Source organism: Streptomyces cadmiisoli (assembly GCF_003261055.1).
GTDB classification, from domain to species: domain Bacteria; phylum Actinomycetota; class Actinomycetes; order Streptomycetales; family Streptomycetaceae; genus Streptomyces; species Streptomyces cadmiisoli.
Genome location: NZ_CP030073.1, coordinates 4353627 through 4378554 on the forward strand (window position 1 = coordinate 4353627; position 24928 = coordinate 4378554).

Annotated in this window: 23 protein-coding genes; 6 read left to right on the forward strand and 17 right to left on the reverse strand. The window is 73.5% G+C overall.

Annotation, left to right across the window (positions count from 1 at the left end; all coding sequences use genetic code 11):
- Positions 1-139: 139 nt before the first annotated feature.
- Both DN051_RS18705 and DN051_RS18710 read right to left on the reverse strand, forming a co-directional pair.
- Positions 140-1171: a hemolysin family protein gene (locus tag DN051_RS18705; protein ID WP_053756548.1), complete on the reverse strand. Its 1032-nt coding sequence runs from the start codon at positions 1169-1171 to the stop codon at positions 140-142.
- Positions 1168-2520 carry a hemolysin family protein gene (locus DN051_RS18710; protein WP_053756549.1) on the reverse strand — a complete coding sequence of 451 codons (1353 nt, stop codon included), beginning with the start codon at positions 2518-2520 and terminating at the stop codon, positions 1168-1170. The genes DN051_RS18705 and DN051_RS18710 overlap by 4 nt, the downstream gene beginning before the upstream one ends.
- A gap of 356 nt (positions 2521-2876) precedes the next feature.
- Between DN051_RS18710 and DN051_RS18715 the strand changes: the two genes are divergently transcribed.
- Complete coding sequence (locus tag DN051_RS18715; RefSeq protein WP_053756550.1) at positions 2877-3842, forward strand: sporulation protein; 966 nt, start codon at positions 2877-2879, stop codon at positions 3840-3842.
- Positions 3843-3961: 119 nt separating this feature from the next.
- On the opposite strand, the gene DN051_RS18720 is transcribed toward DN051_RS18715, so the two are convergent.
- The 4 genes from DN051_RS18720 to DN051_RS18735 all read right to left on the reverse strand — a co-directional run bounded on the left by DN051_RS18720 (position 3962) and on the right by DN051_RS18735 (position 7282).
- On the reverse strand, positions 3962-4894 hold the full coding sequence (locus tag DN051_RS18720; RefSeq protein ID WP_053756551.1) for a M56 family metallopeptidase: 933 nt from the start codon (positions 4892-4894) through the stop codon (positions 3962-3964).
- A 6-nt stretch (positions 4895-4900) separates the two neighbouring features.
- Positions 4901-5287, reverse strand: coding sequence for a BlaI/MecI/CopY family transcriptional regulator (locus tag DN051_RS18725; protein ID WP_053756552.1), 387 nt, complete (start codon positions 5285-5287; stop codon positions 4901-4903).
- 178 nt (positions 5288-5465) lie between these two features.
- The gene (locus DN051_RS18730; RefSeq protein WP_112439118.1) at positions 5466-6269 is read right to left on the reverse strand and encodes a TIGR03943 family putative permease subunit; all 804 of its coding nucleotides are present in this window, start codon (positions 6267-6269) and stop codon (positions 5466-5468) included.
- A complete protein-coding gene (locus DN051_RS18735) occupies positions 6266-7282 on the reverse strand; it encodes a permease (protein ID WP_425471779.1) in 1017 nt (338 codons plus the stop codon). Before DN051_RS18735 ends, DN051_RS18730 begins: the two co-directional genes overlap by 4 nt.
- 159 nt (positions 7283-7441) lie before the next feature.
- Here DN051_RS18735 and DN051_RS18740 point away from each other — a divergent pair, with 159 nt between their 5' ends.
- On the forward strand, positions 7442-9364 hold the full coding sequence (locus DN051_RS18740) for an NAD-binding protein (RefSeq protein ID WP_053756672.1): 1923 nt from the start codon (positions 7442-7444) through the stop codon (positions 9362-9364).
- Positions 9365-9434: 70 nt separating this feature from the next.
- Complete coding sequence (locus DN051_RS18745; protein ID WP_112439119.1) at positions 9435-9803, forward strand: DUF6191 domain-containing protein; 369 nt, start codon at positions 9435-9437, stop codon at positions 9801-9803.
- Here DN051_RS18745 and DN051_RS18750 read toward each other — a convergent pair.
- Complete coding sequence (locus DN051_RS18750; protein WP_053756555.1) at positions 9784-11619, reverse strand: S9 family peptidase; 1836 nt, start codon at positions 11617-11619, stop codon at positions 9784-9786. The genes DN051_RS18745 and DN051_RS18750 overlap by 20 nt on opposite strands.
- A 252-nt stretch (positions 11620-11871) precedes the next feature.
- Between DN051_RS18750 and DN051_RS18755 the strand changes: the two genes are divergently transcribed.
- Positions 11872-12660, forward strand: a complete 789-nt coding sequence (locus DN051_RS18755; protein ID WP_053756556.1) for an SURF1 family protein — start codon at positions 11872-11874, stop codon at positions 12658-12660.
- Between the two features lie 16 nt (positions 12661-12676).
- Here the strand turns inward: DN051_RS18755 and DN051_RS18760 are convergent, their stop codons facing one another.
- From DN051_RS18760 to DN051_RS18780, 5 genes are all read right to left on the reverse strand, one after another.
- Positions 12677-13729 (reverse strand): hypothetical protein, encoded by a 1053-nt coding sequence (locus DN051_RS18760; RefSeq protein WP_053756557.1) that lies wholly within the window; start codon positions 13727-13729, stop codon positions 12677-12679.
- A 170-nt stretch (positions 13730-13899) separates the two neighbouring features.
- Positions 13900-14502, reverse strand: a complete 603-nt coding sequence (locus DN051_RS18765; protein WP_079000303.1) for a SigE family RNA polymerase sigma factor — start codon at positions 14500-14502, stop codon at positions 13900-13902.
- A gap of 449 nt (positions 14503-14951) precedes the next feature.
- Positions 14952-16004 carry an aspartate-semialdehyde dehydrogenase gene (locus DN051_RS18770; protein WP_053756558.1) on the reverse strand — a complete coding sequence of 351 codons (1053 nt, stop codon included), beginning with the start codon at positions 16002-16004 and terminating at the stop codon, positions 14952-14954.
- Between the two features lie 34 nt (positions 16005-16038).
- Complete coding sequence (locus DN051_RS18775; protein WP_053756559.1) at positions 16039-17316, reverse strand: aspartate kinase; 1278 nt, start codon at positions 17314-17316, stop codon at positions 16039-16041.
- 263 nt (positions 17317-17579) lie between these two features.
- Positions 17580-18035, reverse strand: coding sequence for a hypothetical protein (locus DN051_RS18780; RefSeq protein WP_112439120.1), 456 nt, complete (start codon positions 18033-18035; stop codon positions 17580-17582).
- On the opposite strand from DN051_RS18780, the gene DN051_RS18785 reads away from it, so the two are divergent.
- On the forward strand, positions 18034-18378 hold the full coding sequence (locus DN051_RS18785; RefSeq protein WP_112439121.1) for a hypothetical protein: 345 nt from the start codon (positions 18034-18036) through the stop codon (positions 18376-18378). The two genes, DN051_RS18780 and DN051_RS18785, sit on opposite strands and share 2 nt — an antisense overlap.
- A 76-nt stretch (positions 18379-18454) precedes the next feature.
- On the opposite strand, the gene DN051_RS18790 is transcribed toward DN051_RS18785, so the two are convergent.
- The 3 genes from DN051_RS18790 to DN051_RS18800 are packed head-to-tail and all read right to left on the reverse strand — an operon-like array spanning position 18455 to position 20101.
- Complete coding sequence (locus tag DN051_RS18790; protein ID WP_053756562.1) at positions 18455-19111, reverse strand: DUF5063 domain-containing protein; 657 nt, start codon at positions 19109-19111, stop codon at positions 18455-18457.
- Entirely contained in the window at positions 19104-19703 is a 600-nt protein-coding gene (gene recR / locus DN051_RS18795) for a recombination mediator RecR (RefSeq protein ID WP_053756563.1), read from the reverse strand. The genes DN051_RS18790 and recR overlap by 8 nt, the downstream gene beginning before the upstream one ends.
- A 59-nt stretch (positions 19704-19762) precedes the next feature.
- Complete coding sequence (locus DN051_RS18800) at positions 19763-20101, reverse strand: YbaB/EbfC family nucleoid-associated protein (RefSeq protein WP_079000304.1); 339 nt, start codon at positions 20099-20101, stop codon at positions 19763-19765.
- A 291-nt stretch (positions 20102-20392) separates the two neighbouring features.
- Here DN051_RS18800 and DN051_RS18805 point away from each other — a divergent pair, with 291 nt between their 5' ends.
- On the forward strand, positions 20393-21136 hold the full coding sequence (locus tag DN051_RS18805) for an SLATT domain-containing protein (protein WP_112439122.1): 744 nt from the start codon (positions 20393-20395) through the stop codon (positions 21134-21136).
- 94 nt (positions 21137-21230) lie between these two features.
- Here the strand turns inward: DN051_RS18805 and DN051_RS18810 are convergent, their stop codons facing one another.
- A complete protein-coding gene (locus tag DN051_RS18810) occupies positions 21231-22763 on the reverse strand; it encodes a substrate-binding domain-containing protein (protein ID WP_112439123.1) in 1533 nt (510 codons plus the stop codon).
- Positions 22764-22911: 148 nt separating this feature from the next.
- Positions 22912-24828 carry a serine/threonine-protein kinase gene (locus DN051_RS18815; RefSeq protein ID WP_112439124.1) on the reverse strand — a complete coding sequence of 639 codons (1917 nt, stop codon included), beginning with the start codon at positions 24826-24828 and terminating at the stop codon, positions 22912-22914.
- Positions 24829-24928 lie beyond the last annotated feature (100 nt).

A 24928-nucleotide genomic window follows, 5' to 3' on the forward strand; every position in this document is an offset into this window, starting at 1 on the left:
AGAGTCGCTCCTTTCCGGTGTGCACGTGCATGGTGCGTGCTTTATTCACAATTATTGATGATTGCGCCGTTCCGGCGATGCTGCCGGTGCGCGGCGGCGGTCCGGCGGTCAGGCCGCCACCGCCGCGCTCCGGAGGCGGTCAGGCGGGAACCGGTCGGCCCGGCGCCGGGCCGACCAGTTCGGACAGCACGTCGTCCATGGTCACGAAGCCCAGCACCGCACCCATCTCCCCGGTCACCGCGGCCAGGTGGCTGCCGTCGGCGCGCAGGGCGGTGAGCGTGTCGTCCAGCGGGGTGTCGATACGGACCCGGGTGACCCGGTGCAGGGTCTCGCGCGGGAACGGCCGTTCGCGGTCGGTGACCCCGAGGGTGTCCTTGATGTGCAGATAACCCAGCAGGGTGTCGCCGGGGCCGGTGACCGGGAAGCGGGAGAAGCCCGCCTCGGCGGCGGTGCGCTCCAGCTCGGCCGGGGTCACCGTGTGCCCGACGGTGCGCATCCGCTGCATCGGGACCAGGATCTCGCCCACCGGGCGGGTGCCCAGCTCCAGGGCGTCGCGCAGCCGCTCGCCGTCGGCGGGCGAGAGCAGCCCGGCCTCGCTGGAGTCGACCACCATGCGGGCGAGCTGGTCGTCGGTGAAGACCGACACGACCTCGTTCTTCGGCTCGACCCGCAGCAGCTTCAGCAGGACGTTGGCGAAGGCGTTGATGCCGAACACCACCGGGCGCAGCGCGCGGGTCAGCGCGGCGAGCGGCGGGCCGAGCAGCAGCGCGGTGGGCACCGGAGCCGCGAGGGCGATGTTCTTCGGGACCATCTCGCCGATCAGCATGTGCAGATACGTCGCCACGGTGAGCGCGATCACGAACGCGATCGGGTGGACCAGGCCCTCCGGGATGTGCGCGGCCTCGAAGGCGGGCTCCAGGAGGTGCGCGATGGCCGGTTCGGCGACCGCGCCCAGCACCAGCGACGAGGCCGTGATGCCGAGCTGGGCGGTGGCCATCATCGCGGAGAGGTGCTCCAGCGCCCACATGGTCATCTTGGCCCGTGTGTTGCCGTCCTTGGCGCGCGGCTCGATCTGGCTGCGGCGTACCGAGATCAGCGCGAACTCGGCGCCGACGAAGAACGCGTTGGTCACCAGGGTCAGGGCGCCGAGGGCCAGTTGCAGCACGGTCATCGGGACTCCTCCCCCGCCGTGCCCGCACCGGCCGGCACCTGGGTGCGGCCGGGCGCGGTGATGCGGACGCGGTCGGCGCGGTGGTGCTCGACGTCCAGGACGTCCAGGCGCCAGCCGTCGTCCAGGTCCAGCACGTCCCCCTTGGCGGGGATCCGCGCCAGGCGGGTGGCGAGCAGGCCCGCCACGGTCTCGTAGGGGCCCTCGGGGGCGGTCAGCCCTATGGCGACGAGCTGGTCGACGCGGACCGAACCGTCCGCGTCCCAGGCCGCGCGGCCGTCCGCGCCGGCCGGGGTGGGCAGCAGATCGGGCGCCTCGTCGGGGTCGTGCTCGTCGCGGACCTCGCCGACGACCTCCTCGACGATGTCCTCCATCGTCGCCACGCCCGCCGTACCGCCGTACTCGTCGATGATCACCGCCATGGTGCGGGTGGCCCGCAGCCGCTCCAGGAGCCGGTCGGCGGTGAGGCTGTCGGGGACCAGCAGGGGCTCGGTGGCCAGCTCGGTCACGGGGGTGGAGGTGCGCCGCTGCGGGGGCAGGGCGAGGACGTCGCGGATGTGCACGGTGCCGATGACCTCGTCGAGGCTGCGGCGGTACACCGGGAAGCGGGACAGGCCGGTGGCGTGCGTGAGGTTGGCGGCGTCGGCCGCCGTGGCGTGCGCTTCGAGCGCCTTGACGTCGACGCGCGGCGTCATGACGTTCTCGGCGGTGAGCTCGCCGAGGTGCAGGGTCCGTACGAAGAGTTCGGCGGAGTCGGCTTCGAGCGCGCCCTCGGCGGCGGAATGCTCAGCGAGCGCGACCAGTTCCTCGGGGCTGCGGGCGGAGGCCAGCTCCTCGGCGGGCTCCAGGCCGACGCGGCGCACGAAGCGGTTCGCGGTGTTGTTCAGATGCCGGATGAACGGGCCGAACGCGGCCGTGAAGCCGCGCTGCGGTCCCGCCACCACCTTGGCGACGGCCAGCGGGCGGGAGATCGCCCAGTTCTTGGGCACCAGCTCGCCCACCACCATCAGCACGACGGTGGAGACGACCACACCCAGCACCGTGGCCACCGGCGAGGCGGCCCCGCCCAGGCCGACGGCCTCCAGGGGGCCGCGCAGCAGCGCGGCGAGCGACGGTTCGGCCAGCATGCCGATCACCAGAGAGGTGACGGTGATGCCGAGCTGGGCGCCGGACAACTGCACGGTCAGCCGGCGTACGGCCCTCAGCGCGCCCTCGGCGCCGCGCTCGCCCGCCGTGGCCGCGCGCTCCAGGTCACCGCGCTCGACGGTGGTCAGGGAGAACTCGGCCGCGACGAAGACCGCGCAGGCCAGCGTGAGCAGGAGGGCCAGCAGGAGCAGCAGGACCTCGGTCACCGTGCCACCCCCGCTCCGTCACCTGTGTGGCGTGGGTGGGGCATGGCACGGCTGGTACTGGGAGGCTCACCCATTGCGGGACCGTGGCTCCTTCTTGATGTCGGTACGGCGGGCGTGAGGATGTCACGCCCTGCATTCCATGGTAAAGGGCAAGCAAAGCACGCTGGTCAAGTCCTCGACCGCCGCGAGTTCGCGGCGGTTTTCGGACTTTCCCCCGGCGGGGAGCGGGACGCCGCCCTCGACGGGTCCGGCCCACCCTATGCTTCTACTCGCTTGTAGAGAACGGCCGGACTCTCCCGGTTGTTCCGCGCGTCGGACACGGATAAACGAACGCACGTGAAGGAGTGGACGCCGCGATGGTGTTCAAACGGCTGCTCGGTTCGCTCGGTGTGGGCGGGCCCACGGTGGACACGGTTCTCGACCCGGGTTCCGCCCTGCCGGGCGGGAGCCTGGCGGGTGAGGTCCGCCTGCGCGGCGGCGACGCCGACTTCGATGTCGAGCACATCACCCTGGAGCTGGTGGCCCGGGTCGAGGCCGAGCACGACGGCGGGGAGAGCGAGGGCCTCGTCGCCTTCGACCGGTTCACCGTCGGCGGCGGCTTCCGGCTCGCGGCCGGCGAGGAGCGCGGCCTGCGGTTCGCCGTGACGCTGCCGTGGGAGACCCCGGTCACCGAGCTGTACGGCCAGCCGCTGGGCGTCGTCCTGGGCGTGCGCACCGAGCTGGCGGTGGCCGGCGCGAAGGACAAGGGCGACCTCGACCAGCTCACCGTCGGCCCGCTGCCGGTCCAGGAGGAGATCCTGGACGCCCTCGGCCGGCTCGGCTTCGGCTTCCGTTCCGCCGACCTGGAGTACGGCCGGATCGGCGGCACGGGGCAGCGGCTGCCGTTCTTCCAGGAGATCGAGCTCACCCCGGCCCCGCAGTACGCGCACCAGGTCAACGAGATCGAGCTGACGTTCCTCGCCTCGCCGGACGGCCTGGAGGTCGTCCTGGAGGCGGACAGGCGAGGGGGCCTGTTCACCCAGGGCCACGACGCGCTCACCCGCTTCACCGTCGGTCACCACGACGCCCGGGACTGGGGCGCGGAGGTCGACGGCCGGCTGCGGCAGCTCGTCGAGCGGCGCGCCGCGCACGGCGGCCACGGCTTCGGGCACGACGGCCACCAGGACCACCACGGTCACGGCCACGGCTCCGGCCCCGGGATCGGCACCGCCGTCGCGGCGGGCGCGGCCGGGCTCGCGGTCGGCGTCGTCGGCGGGATGGTCGCGGCGGAGATCGTGGACGAGGTCGGCGACTTCTTCGAGGGCGAGGAGGACGAGGGGTAGCCGCGGCACACCGTGCGGGCGGGCCGCGCCCGGGGGACCGGCCCGGCGTCCGTGGCGCGGGACGGGCCACACCCGGGCGGCGGCCCCGCGTCGGTTCCGCGGGGCGGGCCCCGCCCGGCTCACAGCGGTGTCGCGGCGTACAGGATCAGCACCATCGACACCGCCGAGTTGGCGGACGACATCGCGGAGACGGCCGTCCCCACCGCCGCCGTCCAGGTCGCCACGCCGACCGCGGTGAACACGGACGGCCAGCTGCGCGGCGCGGGCGCGGGCCCCAGCAGCGCCGCCACCCGGCGCGGCACCGGACCGGGCGAGGCGAACCCCGCGAGGGTCGGCAGTGGCGCCGCCCGGGAGATCAGCGCGGCGCGGCCGATCGCGCGGGCCACGGTGCGCCGGTCGCCGACGACCCGGGCCGCCTCCTCGTCCGCCCACCGCTCGGTCGTGTACGCCACCGCCGTGCGCAGCGGCCGCAGAAAGGGGTTGGCGCGCGCCGCCAACTGCGCGACCAGCAGGAACTGATGGTGACGGGCGGCCAGGTGGGCGCGTTCATGGGCGAACAGGGCCCGCCGCTCGGCGGAGTCGAGGCGCCGCAGCAGTGCGGTGGTCGCCACGATCCGGTCGCGGTCGCCGCCGGGCAGGGCGTACGCGTACGGGGTCTCGTCGGGCAGCACCGCGACCTGCGCGGCGGGCAGCCCGGCCAGCGCGCGGTGGGCGCGGCGGCGCACGCGGCCGTGCCGCCACAGGGTGCGTGCGCACACCGCGGCCACCACCAGCAGCGCGGGGATGGCCGCCTTGCCCGCCACCTCGTCGTACGGCACGGCCTCCCGCACCTCCGGGTCCGACCAGCCGTCCGGCAGCGGGTTGCCGGGCAGCTGCGCGGTGCCGACGACCATCAGCAGGCCCAGGCAGACCGTGCTGCACAGCGCCATCACGCCGGCCACGCACGTCAGCAGGCGGGTGGCGACACGCGGATGCAGGTGCTGCTCGGCCAGCCGTGCGATCGGCCACGCGGTGAGCGGCAGCACCAGCGGCAGAAAGACGAACACCCCCATCAGGCCTCAGTCTTCCCCTTCGTCCTTCGCCCGGCCCAGCAGTTCGCGCAGCAGCCGTTCGTCCTCGGGCTCCAGGGCGGTGACGAAGCTCGCGAGCACCGCCTCCCGGTCCTGCTCGCCGTCCAGCACCTTGCGCATCCTGCGGGCCGCCAGCCCCGCCTCGTCCGAGGAGGGCGTCCAGGCGAACGACCGCCCGGCACGCTCCCGGGTCACCGCACCTTTGGCCAGCAGCCGGGTCAGGATGGTGATCACCGTCGTATAGGCGAGATCGCCGCCGAGGCGCTCCTGCACCCAGCCCGCGGTGACCGGTCCGTCCGCCGCGCGCAGGGCCGCCAGGACCTGCCCCTCCAACTCGCCCTGACCCCGTCGCCGGGAACGCCGGTGATCCGTCACGCCCTGTCTCCCTTCCGCTGCCGCGCACTTCACGGGCGGTCCATCGTAAGGACACCGGTGCCGTTGCCCGGTGCCCTTCCATACTGCCGGGCCGGACGGTCCGGGTGGCGCGCGGTGCGCCCGGCACGTCTCGCGGTGCGCCCGGCACGTCTCGCGGCGGGGCCGGGGCGTCCTCGGGTCAGCCGGTCCCGCTCTCGTCGTAGGGATCGGCGGGCTCCGGCACCGGCCTCGCGGACACCACGCGGACGAAGGGGATCGGGCCTTTGTTGACGGGGTCCTTCGCCCGCCGCGCGGTGTAGGTGCCGGTGACCTCCAGCCAGGCGTCCGGCCGCAGCACCGGCGGGACCCGACCGGTCAGGCCGATCTTCACCGGCCGGCCGTCGGCGGCACAGCAGTTGAGCGACATGCGCACCAGGTACGGGGTGCCCGCGCGGTCCAGCGCCACGAACCCCGTGATCCGCACCCGGCGGTCGCGCAGCGAACGGCCGTCCTCGTACACGGCGCGTGCCGCGTAGTCGGTCACACCGACCCGGACCGGATCCCCGGCGGGCAGCGGCGCGAGGGCCGGGGGCCGCTGGAGGGCCGTACCGGTCCGCATCGCGCTGTACGAGCCGAGGGCCGGCGGCGCGATCAGGACGAGGGCGAGCACCGGCAGCAACAGCAGCCAGGAGACCCGGGGTTCGTGGTGCGGCGCCTCAGGGCGCCAGGGTTCCTGGTGCGACGGTTCCTGGTCCCGGAGTTCCTGGTCCCGGGGTTCCTGGTCCCGGAGTTCCTGGTCTCCGTGTTCCCGGTGCGGCGTCTGCGGATTCCGGCGTTCGTACCAGACCGTCGCCAGCGCCGCGGCGACCAGTACGACGCCGGAGAGCAGCAGCAGCGGGCGCAGCCCCGGCTTGACGTACCGCAGGGACAGGTCCGTGGCGCCGGCGTGCAGCAGACTGGCGCCGAGCAGGAACAGCACCGCCGCCTGCGCGTGCCGGTTCACAGCAGTACCGCCCCGGTCAGCGCGGCCACGGCGACGGCGACCGCGAAGGTGGCCGGCGCGAACCGCAGGGCGAAGCCGCGGCCGAAGGTGCCGGCCTGCATCGCGAACAGCTTCAGGTCCACCATCGGCCCGACCACCAGGAACGCCAGCCGGGCCGTCGGCGAGAACTGGGTCAGCGACGCCGCCACGAACGCGTCCGCCTCCGAGCAGATCGACAGCAGCACGGCGAGCACGGCCAGCGCGAGCACCGCCACCACCGGATGGTCCGCAGCCGCACGCAGCCACTGCTCGGGGACCACCGCCTTGAGGGTGGCCGCCGCCATCGCGCCGATCACCAGGAAGCCGCCGGCGTGCAGCACGTCGTGCCGCACCGACCCCCAGAAGGCCGCGCCCCTGCCCTGCCCCTCGTACGACGGACGGGCCGGCGGGCGCAGCCAGTCGGCGCGCCCGAGCCGGTGCCACAGCCAGCCCATCACACACGCCACGACCAGGCTCGCGACGAATCGGGCCAGCACCATCTCGGGCTGCCCGGGAAAGGCGACGGCCGTCGCGATCAGCACGATCGGATTGATGGCGGGCGCCGAGAGGAGGAACGTCAGCGCGGCGGCCGGGGTGACTCCGCGCCGCATCAGCGCCCCGGCCACCGGCACCGAGGCGCACTCGCAGCCGGGGACGACCGCCCCCGCCAGCCCCGCCACCGGTACGGCCGCCGCGGGCCGGGCCGGCAGCGCGCGGGCGAAGACCGACGGCGGCACGAACACGGCGACCGCCGCCGACAGCAGCACCCCGAGCACCAGGAACGGCAGGGCCTGCACGACCACCGCGACGAACACCGTCGTCCAGGTCTGCATCACGGGCGCGGACAGCGCGCCGCGGATGGGCGCCTGGGCGAGCAGCAGCACGAGCAGCGTGACGGTGAGGACCAGGGGGGAACTCACGTGCCAGCCGTCCGGGTCCGGCGGCCCGGCCAGCCGCTCGGGCCGGGGTGCTGCTTCGGTGACGGTGTCGGCCACGGATCCGGTCCTTTGTCGCGCGGGCTGCGTCCCCTTCCATACGGCCTGCGGGGAACGGCTGTTCAGACCGTTGCTGGAACCATCCGTCCCGGTGAGGCAGTCTTTTCCCTCGTGGGCAGCGTTCCGTACCAAGGCCAGCCGGGTGACCCGACCGCGCACATGGTGGTGTGCGGCGACGACGGCCTCGCGCACCGGCTGGCGGCCGAACTGCGAGGTGTGTACGAGGAGCAGGTGACGCTCGTCGTGCCGGACGCCGGACGCCGGGTGCGGCAGCCGGTCGTCGGACGCGCCCGCGCGGCGTCGGCGGCGCTCCTCGACCGGATGGTGAGCGCGGCCGGCCGTGCCGCCGGGAACGGCAACGGCGCCGCGGCCGGCGAGGGCGGCGGCGAACGGGTCCTGGAGGCCGCCGAACCCACCGAGGCGGTGCTCGCCGACGCGGGCGTGGAGCGGGCGACGGCGCTGGCCCTCGTGTACGACGACGACGAGACCAACATCCGCGCGGCCCTCACCGCCCGCCGGCTCAACCCGCGGCTGCGGCTCGTCCTGCGACTGTACAACCGGCGGTTGGGGCAGCACATCGAGGAACTCCTCGACCAGGCCGCCGCGTTGGCGCTCGGCGGTTCGGCGTCGGACCACGACGCGTCGACGACCGTGCTGTCCGACGCCGACACCGCCGCACCGGCCCTCGCGGCCACCGCGCTCGCCGAGACCAGCAAGGTCGTCCAGACGGACGGACTGCTGCTGCGGGCGGTGGAGCGGACGCCCCCGACGCCGGGTCAGGTCGCCGACCCCGGGCTGTGCACCCTCGCGCTGCTGTCGGCGACCAGCAGCGATCCGGCGGGCGCGGACGGGTCGGAGGGCAGCGGGGAGCGCGGACCGCGGCTGCTGCCGGACGAGGACGAGGTCGCCGCGGCGACCGGGCGCGGCACGGTCGTACTGGAGCAGGTGGCGTACAGCGGCACGACGCAGTCCACGCGGCGCGGCGTCGGGATCGTGCCGCCGTTCGCCTCGCTGTTCTCCCGGCGGCTGCGCTGGTCCCTCGCGGGACTGGTGGGCGCCGTCATCGCGCTCGCCGTCGCCCTGATGGTGGTCACCGGTGACCACCCGCTGCGCGCGACCTATGTGACGCTGCTCGACATCCTCGGCATCGACGACCCGGCCACCGACGCCGCGACCGGCCGCCAGGTGCTCCAACTCCTCTCCGCCGGAGTGGGGTTGCTGCTGCTGCCGGTGCTGCTGGCCGCCGTCCTGGAAGCGCTCGGCACGTTCCGGAGCGCCTCCGCGCTGCGCAGGCCGCCGCGCGGACTGGCCGGGCACGTCGTGCTGCTCGGGCTCGGCAAGATCGGCACCCGGGTGCTGAACCGGCTGCGGGAGCTGGACATCCCGGTGGTGTGCGTCGAGTCCGACCCCGAGGCGCGGGGCATGGCCACGGCCCGGCGGTTACGGGTGCCGGTGGTGCTCGGGGACGTCACCCAGGAGGGCGTCCTGGAAGCCGCCAAGATCCATCGGGCGCATGCCCTGCTCGCGCTGACCAGCGTGGACACGACGAACCTGGAAGCCGCCCTGACGGCCCGGTCCGTCCGGCCCGATCTGCGGGTCGTGCTCCGGCTGTACGACGACGACTTCGCCGCCGCCGTGTACCGCACGCTGCGGGCCGCGCATCCGCGTGCGCTCACCCGCAGCCGCAGTGTCACGCACCTCGCGGCGCCCTCCTTCGCCGGCGCCATGATGGGCCGGCAGGTGCTGGGGGCGATCCCGGTCGAACGGCGGGTGCTGCTGTTCGCCGCCCTCGACGTGCGCGGGATCCGGCAGTTGGAGGGCCGGACGATCGCCGACGCGTTCCGGGCGGGATCGTGGCGGGTGCTGGCCCTGGACGTGGCCGCGCCCGGGGAACGCCGGCCCGACCTGGCGGCGGACGGCTCCTCCGCGGGCCCCGCCGGCGGCCCGCCCGCCTCCGGCCTCGTGTGGGACCTGCCGCCGACCTACGTCCTGCGCGCCGAGGACCGCGTGGTGCTGGCCGCGACGCGACGAGGTCTCGCGGAGCTCCTCGGCAGGCGCCCGCGCGCCCGGGCGACCTCGTGACCCGAGCGGCGGGGGCGGTGGTGTGCGCGGAGCGGGGTCCTGCCGGGGCGTTCCGGGGGACACTGGCGGCATGCAGTTCGCCGTCTTCGTCACTCTCCCCGGCCTGGTCATCCTGCTGACCGTCGTCGCCTTCGTCGACCAGGCCCTGCTGCGCGCCGGCCGGGCCGGGTGGCTGCCGTGGCGCAATTCCGCCCGGGTCGGGCAGGTGTCCGCCACCGGGTTCGAGCAGTTGCACGGCGCGATCTCGCCGGGCAAGCAGCACGAACTCAAGGAGCGCCGGTCCGCGCTGCTGATGCGGGACGACGAGGAGGACGGCGCGCCGCCGCACCGGACCCGGGTGGATCTGGACGGCGGCGTCGCCGTGGTGCGCCTGCCCTCGGCCCCGGCCGCCGCCACCCGTGGTGACGGCGGCGCGGAGGTCAGTCCCGCGCGGTCTTGAGGTGTCTGTCCGCGAAGTCGAGCTCCAGCCGCACCTGCTTGATGCGCTCGTCGACCACCAGGGAGCCGTGCCCCGCGTCGTAGCGGTAGACCTCGTGGACCGCGCCGTTCGTCTCCAGGCGCTTGACGAAGTTCTCGATCTGGCGGATGGGGCAGCGCGGGTCGTTCACGCCCGCGGAGATGTAGACCGGGGCCTTGACCTGGTCGACGTAGGTCAGCGGGGACGACGCCTCGAAGCGCTCGGGGACCTCCTCCGGGGTGCCGCCCAGCAGCGTCCGGTCCATCGCCTTCAGCGCCTCCATCTCGTCGTGGTACGCGGTGACGTAGTCGGCCACCGGGACCGCCGCGATGCCCATGGTCCAGGCGTCCGGCTGGGTGCCGAGGCCGAGGAGGGTGAGGTACCCGCCCCAGGAGCCGCCGGTCAGGATCAGCCGGTCCGGGTCCGCGAGACCGGAGGAGATCGCCCACTCCCGGACCGCCGCGATGTCCTCCAGCTCGATCAGGCCGACCCGGTGCTTCAGCGCGTCCGTCCAGGCCCGGCCGTAGCCCGTGGAGCCGCGGTAGTTGACCCGCACCACCGCGTAGCCGTGGTCCACCCAGGCCGCCGGGCCCGCCGCGAACGAGTCGCTGTCGTGCCAGGTCGGACCGCCGTGGATGTCGAACACCGTCGGCAGCGGACCGACCGCACCGGCCGGCTTCTGCACCAGGGCGTGGATACGGCCGCCGGGACCCTCCACCCACACGTCCTCCACGGGCACCGAGCCCGGGGACTTCATGCCGGGCGGGTCCAGCACCACCCGGCCGGTCGTCGAGCGCACCGACGACGGCTGCGCCGCCGACGACCACAGGTACTCCACGCTGCCGTCCGGGCGGGCGGTGGCACCGGAGACCGTGCCGCGGGGGGTGGGCACCTTCACCAGCTCACGCGTGCCGAGGTCGAAGCGGAAGAGCTCGCCCCGGGCCTCGTGGCTGTGCCCGATCAGCAGGCCGGAGCCGTCCGGGTACCACTCGGCGCTGACGTCGCCCGGCAGTTCCAGCGCCAGGTCCGTCTCCTCGCCGGTGGCCACGTCCCACACCAGCGGCTCCCAGCGCCCGCGCCTCTGGTGGCCGATGAGCAGCCGGGTGTCGCCCTCGACCGGGGCGAAACCCAGCACCTCCAGGCCCAGCTCGACGGTGCCGCCCTTGGTGTCGTCGAGATCGGCGACCGGCGTGCCGTCGGGGCGCACCACGCGCAGCGCCGAGTGCATCGCGTCGCCGTGCTCGGTGTGCTCCACGGCGATCAGCGAACCGTCGTGGGAGAGGTCGCCGACGCCGGCCGACTCGCGGTGCCGGTAGATCTCCACCGGGGCCTCGCCGGCGCGCGCCACGTGGATCGTGGTGCCGTCCTCGTCCGTGGAGCGGCCCACCACCGCGGTGCGCCCGTCCCGGCCCAGGGCGAGGCCCGCCGGGTACGACGGATCGAGGCCGGGCACCGCCGGCTCGTCCTCGCCGCCGGTGAAGGGCTGGCGGCGCCACACGCCGAACTCGTCGCCGTCCTTGTCGTCGAACCACCAGATCCAGGCGCCGTCCGGGGAGAGCACTCCGTCCGTCGTGCCGTTGGGCCGGTCCGTGACCTGGCGCTGCTCGTCCGTCGACCGGTCCCAGGCGTACAGCTCGTACGTCCCGGTCGCGTTCGACACGAACAGGGCACGGTCCGGCGCGTCCTCCGCCCAGTCGGGCAGTGACACCCGCGGTGCCCGGAAGCGCCTCTCCCAGTCCGGCATGTTCTCGCGCTGATTCCGCTGGCCTCGCGCGGCGGACCCGTTGCTCTCAGTCATGGCCCCATAGTGCCTGGCCCGGGCGACAACGCGCTGCCGAGGCCCCCACAGCCTGTGGAAAACTTCCGGCGATCACGGATCGGGGACCGCCCCGGGCCGCACCCGGCCACCCCGGAGCCGCCCCCCGCACCCTGACACCGCCGCCCCACAGCCGCGCCCCGCACCCCGACACCGCCGCCCATTGCCGCAGCACGCACCCGGCACCACCACCCCGCGGCCGGGCTCCGCGGGGCAGCCCCGTACCGTTGAGGCGTGTACCGGTTTCTCCTGACGCCCCGTTGGTGGGGGATCAACGTCTTCGTACTGCTCGCCATCCCCTTCTGCATCTTCATGGGGTCCTGGCAGCTGAGCCGGTTCGAGTCGCGCATCGAGGACCACCGCGGCGCGCAGGAGCAGGTCACGTCCGACCAGGACCGGGCCGCCCGTCCACTGGCCGACCTGCTGCCCGTGGACAAGGAGACCTCCGGCGACCAGACCACCGCGACCGGTACGTACGGCGAGCAGCTGCTCGTCCCGAACCGTGAGCTGGACGGCAAGCGCGGCTACTACGTGCTGACCTTGCTGCGCACCGGCGAGAAGGCCCTCCCCGTGGTCCGGGGCTGGCTGCCCGGCGACGCCGATCCGGCGCGGGCCCCGGCCCCGCCCGCCGGCGAGGTCACGGTCACCGGGGCGCTCCAGGCCTCCGAGAACCCGGGCGAGAACGGCGTCACCGCGCGCGGCGGCCTGCCGTCCGGCCAGACCGCCGCGATCAGCGCGGCCACACTGGTCAACCTCGTGCCGTACGAGGTGCACGACGCGTGGGTCACCCTCAACCGGGGCGACTCCGGAATGACGGCCGTGCCGGTGATGGCGGCGCCGGACACCGGCCTCGACCTCAGGGCGTTCCAGAACCTCGGCTACACCGGCGAGTGGTTCGTCTTCGCCGGCTTCGTCGTCTTCATGTGGTTCCGGCTCTTCCGCCGCGAGGTCGAGTTCCTGCGCGACGCGGAGCTGGGTCTGGTCACGGAGGACGAGCGCACCCCCAGCCCGACCGGCGTCTGACACCGCGGCCGGGGGTCTACGGGGCGGACAGCACCCCGGTCCGGTAGACCGTGCCCGCGCAGGCGTTGGCCACCGTCACGGACACCGTGGGGGCTCCCGCCTCCGCCGTGTAGGCGACGGCCACGCTGCCGTCGGCCGTGCCGTCCTCGGTGAGCAGCTGGCTGGACATGCCGGTGTCGCTGCCGGTGGAGCTGCCCGCGGTCGTGGTGCCGGGGTCGCCGGAGGGCGAGGGGTCCGGTGACGGGTCGCCCGGTTCGCCACCGGGGCCGCCGCCCTCGACCGGACAGGTCTCCGAGGGCACCCAGGCGAACTTCACCTCGTACGCGGAGCCCGGCCGGAGCACCAGCTGCGGGACCTCGACGGACGGGTCGGGCAGCCCGGCGGCCGCGTCGCCCGCGGTGTGGGCCACCACCGTGATCTTGCTGGGGTCGGCCGCGCCCTGGGCGGTGGGGCCGACCGTGCCGGCGCCGCCGACGGTGCAGTCCGCGGCGGAGACGTTCATGATCCGGAAGGTGCCGTAGACCGTGCCGCCCGCGTCGGGGACGTCGGCCGTCGCGGTGGCCGAGCCGAGCTGGTCGGCCGTGCACACCGGGGCGCCTTCCACGCTGCTCGCCGACGGGTAGGCGTCGGGGTTGTCGGAGCCCGCGCCGGTCTCGGAACCGCGGCCGGGGCCCTTCTCGCCCTCGGCCGGGTCCTCGTTGCCGCCGCTGTTGTGGGCCTGGCCCGTGGACACCGAGCCGTTGTCGGCGCCGTCGGGGCTCTTGCCGGCGCCGACGCCGCCCTGTGCCTGCGAGCCGAGGCCGGCGATGGACGGGTTGGCATTCGGGCCGGTGGAGTTGGAGACGTGCACCAGGGCCGGGACGGCCGTGCACACGAACAGCGCCGCCGCCGCCATGCCGACGGCGGCCTGCCGCTTGCGCGCCCGCCGGGCGGGCACCGCCTGCCGCAGATGGTCCAGCGTGCCGTCGCGCGGCTCGATGTCCTCCACCGCGTGGTGCAGCAGCCGGCGCAGTGCCAGCTCGTCCGAGTCGAGCCGGTCGGGGCCCTGGTCGTCGGGGCCGTGGTTCACAGTTCGGTTCCCAGCGTGCGGTTGCTTCGGCTCTTGCTGATGTGCCTCGGTCGGCTCACGCGGTGTGTCGGGCGGGGCCTCGCCGGACGGGTGCCCCGTCCGGTCGGCCGTAGGCTCGCGTTCCTCGGGTTCGAGCGGCCCTCGGTGGGCCCGCCACCCGTTGTCGCCGGTCATGCGGGCGCCTCCATGGCGATCCGGAGGGCCGCGATGCCGCGCGAGCCGTAGGCCTTCACCGAGCCCAGCGATATCCCGAGCGTCTCGGCGACCTGGGCCTCGGTCATGTCCGCGAAGTAGCGCAGCACCAGCACCTCGCGCTGCCGGCGCTGGAGGCCCTTCATCGCCTTGATCAGGGAGTCGCGCTCCAGCTGGTCGTACGCGCCTTCCTCGGCGCTGGCCATGTCGGGCATGGGCTTCGACAGCAGCTTGAGGCCGAGGATGCGGCGGCGCAGCGCCGAACGCGAGAGGTTCACCACGGTCTGGCGCAGGTACGCGAGGGTCTTCTCCGGGTCGCGGACCCGTTTGCGGGCCGAGTGGACGCGGATGAAGGCCTCCTGCACCACGTCCTCGCAGGAGGCGGTGTCGTCGAGGAGGAGGGCGGCGAGACCCAGCAGAGACCGGTAGTGCGTGCGGTAGGTCTCGGTGAGGTGGTCGACGGTGGTGCCGGCTGCCGCCGTGTCGAGGGCCTCGGCGCCGTCGCGCTGGTTCGGAATGCGGGCGGGCCGCGCTGCGGGCATGGGGGCGATCACCGGCATGCCGCCGGGCGCCCCGGGCATGCGGGTGCGGACGGGTCGCCGGGGCGGCCGAAGGGCCGTACCGCGGGCCGTCGCAGGAAAGTCGAGTACCTCTGCCACGCCAGTTGGACACGTCTGCCCCCGGCAGGGTTGTACGTGCCGGGCGTCACTTTCGCTCTCGCGTCAGGCAGCACGACCGGTTGTGCCCCATATGCCCTCATGCGTCCCGCTCTTCCCCTAGATCAAAACAACGGGCGTCCCCACGCACCGTCATGCGGCGTCCCCACGCCTGGATCACGCGTCTCCACGCCCGGAAGGGCGACCGCATAGACGCTCCCCGCCCTGCACGCAGTTGCGGAGGACGGGGAGGAAATCTTCGAACGCCGGAAGGGCACGGACAAGTGGTCCGGACCACTTGTCCGTCTCACTCGACTTCCACAGCTTCCATGGATCCTACAAACACTTCCGCCCGGCGTCGCGTTTCTTTATCGTCACGACATCTCCGCCGCGACGAGCTCGGCGATCTGTGCGGTATTGAGCGCCGCCCCCTTGCGCAGGTTGTCGCCGCAGACGAACATCTCGAGCGCCGTGGGGTCGTCCAGGGCCCGGCGCAGACGCCCCACCCAGGTCGGATCGGTGCCCACCACGTCGGCGGGGGTGGGGAACTCCCCCGCGGCCGGATCGTCGCAGAGGACCACACCGGGCGCCGTCGCGAGAATCTCCCGCGCCCCGGCCACGGTCACCTCGTCCTCGAAGCGGGCGTGCACCGTCAACGAGTGCGCGGTCACCACCGGCACCCGGACACAGGTCACCGCGACCGGCAGCCGCGGCAGCCCGAGGATCTTGCGGGACTCGTCCCGCACCTTCATCTCCTCGGACGACCAGCCGTCCTCGCGCACGGATCCGGCCCACGGCACCACGTTCAGCGCGACCGGCTCCGGGAACGGCCCGGTGTCGTCCCCCACGGCGCGCCGCACGTCACCGGGGTGCGTCCCCAGCTCCGTACCGGCGACCAGGGACAGCTGCCGGCGCAGGGTCTCCACCCCGGCCCGCCCGGCCCCGCTCACCGCCTGGTACGAGGAGACGACCAGTTCACGCAACCCGAACTCGGCGTGCAGCGCGCCCAGGGCGACGATCATGGACAGGGTGGTGCAGTTGGGATTGGCGATGATCCCGCGGGGGCGTGCCCGGACGGCGTGCGGGTTGACCTCCGGCACGACCAGCGGCACGTCCGGGTCCATCCGGAAGGCACCGGAGTTGTCGACGACCACCGCGCCCTTGGCGGCGGCGATCGGCGCCCACCGCGCGGCCACCTCGTCCGGTACGTCGAACATGGCGACGTCGACCCCGTCGAACGCCTCCTCGGTGAGGGCGGCCACCTCGACCTCCTCACCGCGCACGGTCAGCTTGCGGCCGGCCGAGCGCGGCGAGGCGATCAGGCGGATCTCGCCCCAGATGTCCGCGTGCTGGGACAGGATCTGGAGCATCACCGTGCCGACGGCTCCGGTCGCTCCCACGACCGCGAGCGTCGGTCGGGCGGTCATCGTCGTACGCCTCCGTGCGGGCGGGCGGTCACCGTCACCGTCCGGTGCCGCCGTAGACGACGGCCTCGTCGGTGTCCGAGTCCAGGCCGAAGGCGGTGTGCACGGCGCGGACCGCCTCGTTGACGTCGTCGGCGCGGGTGACGACCGAGATGCGGATCTCGGAGGTGGAGATCAGCTCGATGTTCACGCCCGCGTCGCTCAGCGCCTCGAAGAACGAGGCGGTGACGCCCGGGTTGGTCTTCATGCCGGCGCCGACCAGGGAGATCTTGCCGATCTGGTCGTCGTAGCGCAGTGAGTCGAAGCCGATGCCGCCCTTGTTCTTCTCCAGGGCGTCGATGGCCTTGCGGCCCTCGGTCTTCGGCAGGGTGAACGAGATGTCGGTCAGACCCGTGGAAGCGGCCGACACGTTCTGCACGACCATGTCGATGTTGATCTCGGCATCGGCGATCGTGCGGAAGATGGCGGCGGCCTCGCCGGGCTTGTCCGGCACGCCGACGACCGTGATCTTGGCCTCGGAGGTGTCGTGTGCGACACCCGAGATGATGGCCTGCTCCACCTGCTTGTCCCCTTGCTGAATCGGCTCGCTGCTGACCCACGTGCCCTGGAGTCCGCTGAACGAGGAGCGGACGTGGATCGGGATGTTGTACCGGCGGGCGTACTCCACACAGCGGTGGAGCAACACCTTGGAGCCCGAGGCAGCGAGCTCCAGCATGTCCTCGAAGGAGATCCAGTCGATCTTCCGGGCCTTCTTCACCACCCGCGGGTCGGCGGTGAACACGCCGTCGACGTCGGTGTAGATCTCGCAGACCTCGGCGTCGAGGGCGGCGGCCAGCGCGACGGCCGTCGTGTCGGAGCCACCGCGTCCGAGGGTGGTGATGTCCTTGGTGTCCTGGCTGACGCCCTGGAAACCGGCGACGATGGCGATGTTGCCCTCGTCCAGCGAGTCCCGGATCCGGCCCGGTGTGACATCGATGATCCGGGCTTTGTTGTGGACCGAGTCGGTGATGACACCTGCCTGGCTGCCGGTGAAGGACTGGGCCTGGTGGCCCAGGTTTTTGATCGCCATGGCCAGCAGGGCCATGGAGATCCGCTCTCCGGCGGTCAGCAGCATGTCGAGCTCGCGCCCGGCAGGAATCGGGGAAACCTGCTCGGCGAGATCGATCAGCTCGTCCGTCGTGTCGCCCATCGCGGAAACCACGGCCACCACCTGGTGACCGTTCTTCTTGGCTTCCACGATCCGCTTGGCGACGCGCTTGATGCCCTCGGCATCGGCTACGGAGGAGCCTCCGTACTTCTGCACGACAAGGCCCACGTGCGCTCCTCGCTCAGTCAGTGGTGATGTCCACGGTCCACACATACGCATATGCACCGCGGTCGGCTCAGTCTATCGAGCGGCCGAATTCCACCTTCGCGATATCGCATCGTGAGATGTCGGCCGCCCGTTCCGCAGGAGCACATGCCCGCGCTCACCCGGCAGCACTCGGAAAAGTGCCCCGCATCACAAATGCGACCCGGGAGGCGGGTGCGGACCGGCTTTCGAACCTCGGAACGCCGATCGGGCACAGGACCCGGATCTCAGCCGCGCCCGGCGTTCACCGTGACCATGAGCGAGGCGGTGCGGGGTACGGCCAGGTCCGTGCCGGCGTCCTCGGGGGCGCTCGTGTCGACGAGCTGGACCAGGAGCGGCTGGGAGCCGGCCGGGCCGTCGGCGAGGGCGCGCAGCCGGTAGCGCTCGACCCGGGAGGCCTCCCGGGCCAGCGGGGTGCCGTCCGGGTACAGGTGGTGGGGGTACATGTCGTTGGCCACGCGCAGCTCGGCGCGCCGCCAGGCGCCGGTGGCCGGGTCCCGGCGCTCCAGGACAAGTCCGTTGGCGGCCGGGGCGGCCGCGGTCTGCGCCATCGTCTCCATCTGGAGAACCACCCGCAGCCCGGTGTACGCGCGCGTGTTGCCGTTGTGCACGTCGACCGTGAACTCCTGGGCCGCGCCGCCCCGGTCCAGAGCGATCCGGCCGCCCGCGGTGGAGGCGAACATGCTGATCACGGTGGGCGTGACCGGCTTGACCGGTGACGCGGGAGCGTTCGTCGGCGACGAAGGCGCCGAGGCGGGTGTCCGCGAGGGGGCTGGGGCCGAGCGGGTCGGGCTCGCGTCCGGTGGCTCCGTGCCCGGCCGTGACTCCCGTGCCGACACCGAGGCGGTGACCGGGTCCGTCGCCCCGGCGGGCCGCGCGCCCGTGTCGGCGTCGGCCTCCTTCGGACCGCAGGCCGTGAGCAGTGCCGTCAGGGCGACCGCCGCCGCGGCCGCCGTCGCCCTCGCGGCCCGTCCGCGTACGTGCTCCATCGCCGGTCGCCCCCCGTTGTCGTCCGTGCCGGAATGATCAAGCGCACGTCACGGTAGGGGGCGCACAGCGCGGAACGGCAACACCGGGGTGTCGCTCGGGACACGCCGGTCGGTCACCGGGGGCGCAGCCCCAGCGGCCGGGCGATCTCCTGCTGCATCACCTTGCCGGCCTCGATCTCGAGGGTGTCGTCACCCAGGCCCTGGTCGGTGTCCAGGCCGTCCAGCTCCTCCAGCGGCTGGTTGAGCCGGACGTGCGCGACGACGGACTGCAGGGCGCGCAGCGTCGCCGAGGCCGTCGCCCCCCAGTTCGAGAAGTAGGAGAACTGCCACCACCACAGGGCCTCCGTCGTACGGCCGGCCCGGTAGTGCGCCATGCCGTGGCGCAGGTCGGTGATGACGTCCGCGAGGTCGTCGGAGATCCGGGCCGGGACGGGGGCCTTGCGGGGCTCGTACGGGTCGAAGACCTCGGAGTAGACGTCGATCGGCTCCAGGAGCCGGGCGAGGTTCTCACGCAGTCCGTCGACATCCGGCTCGGGACCGGGGTCGGGCTCGTACCGCTCGTCCGGGACGATGTCCTCGTGCGCGCCCAAGCGACCCCCGGCCAGCAGGAGTTGGGAGACCTCCAGGAGGAGGAAGGGGACGGCCGAGTCCGGCTCGTCGCCCTTTGCGACCTCCGTGACGGCGACCAGGAAACTCTCGACCTGGTCCGCGATCTGGACCGCGAAATCGTCCGGGTCCTGCGTCGTGGAGTGCAGCGTGGCGTCAGACATCTAGGAGTCGTCTCCCCTCGAAGGCGCGGCCGAGAGTCACCTCGTCCGCGTATTCCAGGTCGCCACCCACCGGGAGGCCGCTGGCCAGGCGGGTGACCTTGAGGCCCATGGGCTTGATCATCCGGGCGAGGTACGTCGCCGTCGCCTCGCCCTCGAGGTTCGGGTCCGTGGCCAGGATCAGCTCGGTGACCACACCGTCGGCGAGACGGGCCAGCAGCTCCCTGATGCGCAGGTCGTCGGGGCCGACGCCCTCGATGGGGCTGATCGCGCCACCGAGCACGTGGTAGCGGCCGCGGAACTCGCGGGTGCGCTCGACGGCGACGACGTCCTTGGGCTCCTCCACCACGCAGATGACCGCCGGATCGCGGCGGCTGTCGCGGCAGATGTTGCACAGCTCCTCCTGCGCGACATTGCCGCAGGTCGCGCAGAAGCGGACCTTCGCTTTGACCTCCAGGAGGGCGTGCGCGAGCCGCCGCACGTCGGCGGGTTCCGCCTGAAGCACATGGAAGGCGATCCGCTGCGCGCTCTTGGGACCGACGCCGGGCAGCCGCCCCAACTCGTCGATGAGGTCCTGGACCACGCCTTCGTACAACGGACTGCCGCCCTTCCTGAGTGTCGTGCAGTACGTACGGTAGTTTCCCGCGGCCGGTCTTAGAAGGGCAGGCCGGGGATGCCACCGCCCAGGCCCTGGGCGAGCGGGCCGAGCTTCTGCTGCTGGAGGGTCTGGGCGTTCTCGTTGGCCGCGTGCACGGCCGCGACGATCAGATCGGCGAGGGTCTCGGTGTCGTCCGGGTCCACCGCCTTCGGGTCGATCCGCAGCGCGCGCAGCTCGCCGGAGCCCGTGACGGTGGCCTTGACCAGGCCGCCGCCCGCCTGCCCGTCGACCTCAGTCCGGGCGAGTTCCTCCTGCGCGTTCGCCAGGTCCTGCTGCATCTTCTGGGCCTGCTGCAGCAGCTGCTGCATGTTGGGCTGGCCACCACCGGGGATCACGATCAGCTCCTCTTCCGGGGCTCTGCGGCACGGGGTTTCCCGTTCAGCACGAGCCTACGTGCTCCACGCGGCCGTCGCTCCGGCACTCTTTCGAGTGATACGACCGGATGTCCTATACCTGATCAAGACCCACTTCCGGGCGGAAAAGAGGCGAAACCCGGGGCTTCGCCACCCATTGGGGGGTAGGAAGGGGGCCGGCGCGCCGGCATCGGGCGTCACGTACGACTTGTGGCCGTGCGGCGTACGACATGTCACGCACCGTGATCATCTGTGATCGGTAGGGAGTGCCGGGTGGGTCAGCCGGAGATGCAGCCCGAAGGGCCGCCTCAGGACGGGCGTGGCGAGGGCGGGGCCGGACTGCGGCCGGGTGATCTGACCGGGCGGGCGTTTCCGCTCGGTGACTGGGCCGAACCCGCGGAGCGGCTGGACGAGCTGTACCGCTGGGTGGAGCGCGGGGCGCTGGAGACGGCGGTCTGGTATCTGGCCGACCGGGTGTGGCGGCGGCGGGCGGCGCGGGTGCTGCGGTGCGGGACGGCGCTGGGGGCGGTGACCGGGGCCGCGCTGCCGTTGCTGGACCTGACCCGGGTGCTGGACGGGGCGGCGCCGTGGGGATATCTGGCGCTGCTGATCGCGGTGTCGTGCCTGGCCGTGGACCGGTTCTTCGGGGTGACGTCCGGGTGGATGAGGGACGTCGCCACCGCGCAGGCCGTACAGCGCAGGCTGCTGGCGTTGCAGTTCGACTGGGCGTCGGAGAGCGTGCGGGAGGTGCTGGGGCCGACCGAGGGCACGGCGGGTGAGGCGGCCGAGCGGTGCCTGTCGGTGCTGCGCCGGTTCACCGAGGACGTGACGGAGCTGGTGCGGGCGGAGACGGCCGACTGGATGGTGGAGTTCCGTACCGGGGCCGCTCCGCTGGGGATCCAGTCGGCGATGGCCGTCGGGGGGCGGCCGGACGTGGTGGGGCCGGGGCGGCTGCCCCTCCAGCCGGGCGCGGCACGGCCGAACATGCCGCGCCAGCGCCCGCCGGAGCCGAGGTGAGCGGCGTGCGCCGCCCTGTCGAGCCCGCTCCCGGCGGACGCGCCCGCACCTGACCGGTGACCTCAGCTGTGCCACACGCACAGCCCGCGCCGTGTCACACGCACAGCTCCGGCTCCCGCAGGCAGGGCAGATGCCCCTTGTCCCGGATCACGTGCTGGCTGGTGGACTCGTCGAGGTAGGCGAGGAAACTGGCGGCGAGGGAGCCCGGCCGGGGCGTTCCGTAGGTATAGGCGTACTCGACGTCCTTGTACGGATAGCGGCTGCCGCCCAGCTCGATCTGCCGGTCGTCGGGCCGGTCGCCGCCCAGTGGCACCCTGCGCACGTCGCTCCCGCGCGCCTCGGCGAGGGTGAGTTCGCTGTAGCCGATGGCGCCGGGCGTTTCCGCGACCTTGTCCAGCACCGCCGAGGTGCCGCCCAGTTCGCAGCGGGTCACCGTGCCGCCGGCGGGCTCGGCCGGCTCGCAGTCCAGCGAGGTGCTCGGCGCCCGCTCCCACCCTTCGAGCACCCGGTCCTGGAAGATCTGCCGCGTGCCCGACTCGTCCCCCCGGCTCACCAGGACGATGGGCAGGTCGGCGAGCTCCGCCATCCCGGGGACGACCTCCCCCCAACGCTGGTACCGGCCGGCGTAGATGTCCCGCACCTCGCGCAGGGACAGTCCGTGCGAGCCGAGTTCGACGCCCCGGTGGACGACGAGGGTGAAGACGGACAGCGCGACCCGCTTGCCCTCCAGGCTCCAGCGCTCGCCCATCGGGCCGTCCGAGAACGCGATCACGGAGCGGGCCGCGTTCTGCGACTGCCCGCCCAGGGCGGCGAGTTCGGCGACGCCGTCCTCGCTGCCGCGGGTCTGCACGGAGATGTCGGCGCCCTCGCACTTGTTCTCGTACTGCCTCGCCAGCGTCTCGACGACGGGCTCGAAGGCGGTGGAGCCGGTCACGGTCAGCTCGCCCTGCTCGCACTCGATCGGGTTGCCGTCGCGCAGCAGGATGATCCCGGCCAGGCCCAGCACGGCGAGCGTGAGCACCACGCTGACCAGCCGCGCCGGGAGGCTGAACGTGCGCAGTTTGTCGTCCGGCCGGGGAGCGCTGTTGCGGTGCACCCGGCCGTCCCGCAGGCCTCCGATCAGCTTGACCTCGCCCTCCGCGGGACCGCCGGAGAGCAGTACGAGCAGTTTGAAGTGGTCGCCCGGATTGAGCGGCACCCGCGGGATGTACACCTTGCCGCGCTCGTACTCGAACCCGTTGACGTCCGTGAAGTGGCTGGTGAGGTGCTCGATTCCGGACGGCTGGGTGACCGACACGGCCTGCACCGTGCGCCGGGTGAACTCGGCGGTCAGACCGTGCACTTCGGACGCGGTGTAGTCGCCGCCCGCGATGCTCTGCGCCCCGTCGTTCTCGATGCGCAGCAGGACGAGCGACGCGTCGGCCATGTTCGGGACGTCGAACTCGCCGAGGCGCGGGTTGGGATCGGAGGACGCGCCGTCGCCTATGGGGCTGTCCATCTGCACGCGGTAGCCGATCAGCTTGCGGCGCGGCACCCGGCGGTCGTACAGCAGCATCCCGAGGGACGCGAGGATGCCGAGGGCGGATGTGCCCACGGCGACGACGTTCTCGATGCTCAGCCACTCCACCGGTGGTCCCCCGCCGCTCCAGAGCCGGATGGTGGGGTCACCGTACGTCCGCCCGAACGCCCCGTCAGGCCCGGGACCGGGAAGTTCGCCGACCGTTCAACCGCCGCACGGCTGCGGCCTTCTCACCCTCACACGCGGGTACGCCACCTCACTGCTTGCGGTAGGTCAGTTTCTCCCCGGTGCTCGTGTTCACGCGTTGCAGCGTGCCGTCCGGCAGCAGGGTGATCTCGGTCGCCGCGCCGGGTGTGCAGGCGGTCGCCGGTTCGCCGACGGTGACCGTGGACGGGCCGATCCGCATCGGGCCTTCGTCGCCGGGCCGCCCGGTGAGTTCGGCGGCGAAGACGCAGTGGTAGTCGCTGCCGCCCGCGACGGGGCCGTCCGCGGTCAGGGACAGGACGGTGTCGCCGACCTCGCCCTGCCGGAGGGTGAGCTGCCGGGTGTGCCGTCCCGCCGTGTTGTCGATCGTGGTCGCCCAAGTGCCCAGGTACGCGGCCGGGACCGCCCCGTCGGCGGGCGTGGACGCGGCCGTGTCCGACGGTGTCGGGGACGGGGGGTCGGAGGTGGTCGGCTGCGACGGGGCGGAGGCCGTGGGACCGGCGGCGGTGCCGGCGATCGTCGGGTCGGGGTCGGGGCTGCTGCCGCCGCCGTCCAGGAGCGCGTACACCGACCCTCCGGCGGCGAGCGCCACGACCACCGCCACCGCGACGAGCGCCGCGGTGGTGCGCCCGCTGCGCCGCGCAGGCGGTCCGGGCGGGCCGTAGGGCGGGGTCGCGGTGGAACCCGGCGGGTACGGGCCGTAGGGCGGGGTGGCGCCGAGCCCGGGGTGGGCGCCGCCGTGCGCCGGGGCGCCGTACGCAGCGGGTCCGGCGGGGACGCCGTACGGGTGGGGGCCCGCCGGGGTGGCGTACGGGTTGGCGGCGGCCGGGGTGCCGGGGTGCGCCCCGGGTGGCGGCTGGGGATGCCCGTGTCCCTGCTGCGGGTAGCCGTACGCCGGATGTGCCGGGGCGGGCGGCGGACCGGCGGCCACCGTGGGGAGGCGGTCCGGCGGGGTGGGGGCCGGGTCGTTCGCCGGGGCCGTCTCGTCGGCGGCCGGCGCGTGCTCGGGTGAGCCGTCGGCGCGCCCGTCGCCCTCGGCGGCCGGCCCCTCGGGGTCCTCCGTGTCCAGCAACCGCACCGCGTGCCGCCCGAGTTGGGCCACCAGCGCGCCGGGCAGCCACGGATCCCGGGACCGCCCGCCGGTGACGGTGTCCTCCGCCCCGGTCCGCTCCAGGACGCCGTCCAGCGACGGCCGGGCGCCGGGGTCCTTCCTCAGGCAGTCGCGCACGAGGTCGGCGAGGCCCTCGGGCACGCCCTCCAGGTCGGGCTCCTCCTGCGCGATGCGGAACATCAGGGCGTGCACGCCGCTGTCGGCGCCGCCGAAGGGCAGCCGGCCGGTGGCGGCGTAGGCGAGCACCGAGCCGAGGCAGAACACGTCGCAGGCGGGGGTGATGCGGTCGCCGCGCACCTGCTCGGGTGCCATGAACCCGGGCGAGCCGACGAGGGCGCCGGTCCGGGTCAGCCCGCCGTCGGTGACGGTCTCCAGCGCCCGGGCGATCCCGAAGTCGATGACCTTGGGTCCGTCGATCGTCACGAGCACGTTGGACGGCTTCAGGTCCCGGTGGACGATACCGGCGGCGTGGATCTCCCGGAGCGCGTGCGCGAGCCCGGCGCCGAGGATCCGCACCGAACGCTCGGGCAGCGCCCCGTGGTCGTGTCCGACGACCTGCTGGAGGCTGGGCCCGGCGACGTAACCGGTGGCCACCCACGGCACCGCCGCCTCCGTGTCGGCGTCGAGCACGGGCGCCGTCCAGTGCCCGCCGACCCGCCGGGCGGCCTGCACCTCCTGCCGGAACCGGGCGCGGAACTCCTCCTGCGCGGCCAGTTCCGCGCGGACCAGTTTCACGGCGACGGTCCGGCCCCGGTCCGACCGGGCGAGGTACACCTGCCCCATACCGCCGGCGCCGAGCCGCGCGACCAGCCGGTACGCGCCGATCCGGGGTGGGTCCCCGGGCCCCAGTTTCTGCATGGCCGCGCCCGCCCCTCCCCCAGGTACGCAAGTACACGCCAGTGCGACGGACCGAGAATAGTGCGGGGCCGGCCACCGCGGGCGGCACGGCCCACACGGT

What these genes read in the sequence shown, in the direction of transcription:
- DN051_RS18815 (WP_112439124.1), bottom strand. Translation starts at nt 24,828, where the DNA reads ATGCAGAAACTGGGGCCCGGGGACCCACCCCGGATCGGCGCGTACCGG.
- DN051_RS18750 (WP_053756555.1), bottom strand. Translation starts at nt 11,619, where the DNA reads ATGACTGAGAGCAACGGGTCCGCCGCGCGAGGCCAGCGGAATCAGCGC.
- DN051_RS18705 (WP_053756548.1), bottom strand. Translation starts at nt 1,171, where the DNA reads ATGACCGTGCTGCAACTGGCCCTCGGCGCCCTGACCCTGGTGACCAAC.
- DN051_RS18765 (WP_079000303.1), bottom strand. Translation starts at nt 14,502, where the DNA reads ATGCCCGGGGCGCCCGGCGGCATGCCGGTGATCGCCCCCATGCCCGCA.
- DN051_RS18745 (WP_112439119.1), top strand. Translation starts at nt 9,435, where the DNA reads ATGCAGTTCGCCGTCTTCGTCACTCTCCCCGGCCTGGTCATCCTGCTG.
- DN051_RS18790 (WP_053756562.1), bottom strand. Translation starts at nt 19,111, where the DNA reads ATGTCTGACGCCACGCTGCACTCCACGACGCAGGACCCGGACGATTTC.
- DN051_RS18715 (WP_053756550.1), top strand. Translation starts at nt 2,877, where the DNA reads ATGGTGTTCAAACGGCTGCTCGGTTCGCTCGGTGTGGGCGGGCCCACG.
- DN051_RS18720 (WP_053756551.1), bottom strand. Translation starts at nt 4,894, where the DNA reads ATGGGGGTGTTCGTCTTTCTGCCGCTGGTGCTGCCGCTCACCGCGTGG.
- DN051_RS18740 (WP_053756672.1), top strand. Translation starts at nt 7,442, where the DNA reads ATGGTGGTGTGCGGCGACGACGGCCTCGCGCACCGGCTGGCGGCCGAA.
- DN051_RS18785 (WP_112439121.1), top strand. Translation starts at nt 18,034, where the DNA reads ATGCTGATCACGGTGGGCGTGACCGGCTTGACCGGTGACGCGGGAGCG.
- DN051_RS18780 (WP_112439120.1), bottom strand. Translation starts at nt 18,035, where the DNA reads ATGTTCGCCTCCACCGCGGGCGGCCGGATCGCTCTGGACCGGGGCGGC.
- DN051_RS18770 (WP_053756558.1), bottom strand. Translation starts at nt 16,004, where the DNA reads ATGACCGCCCGACCGACGCTCGCGGTCGTGGGAGCGACCGGAGCCGTC.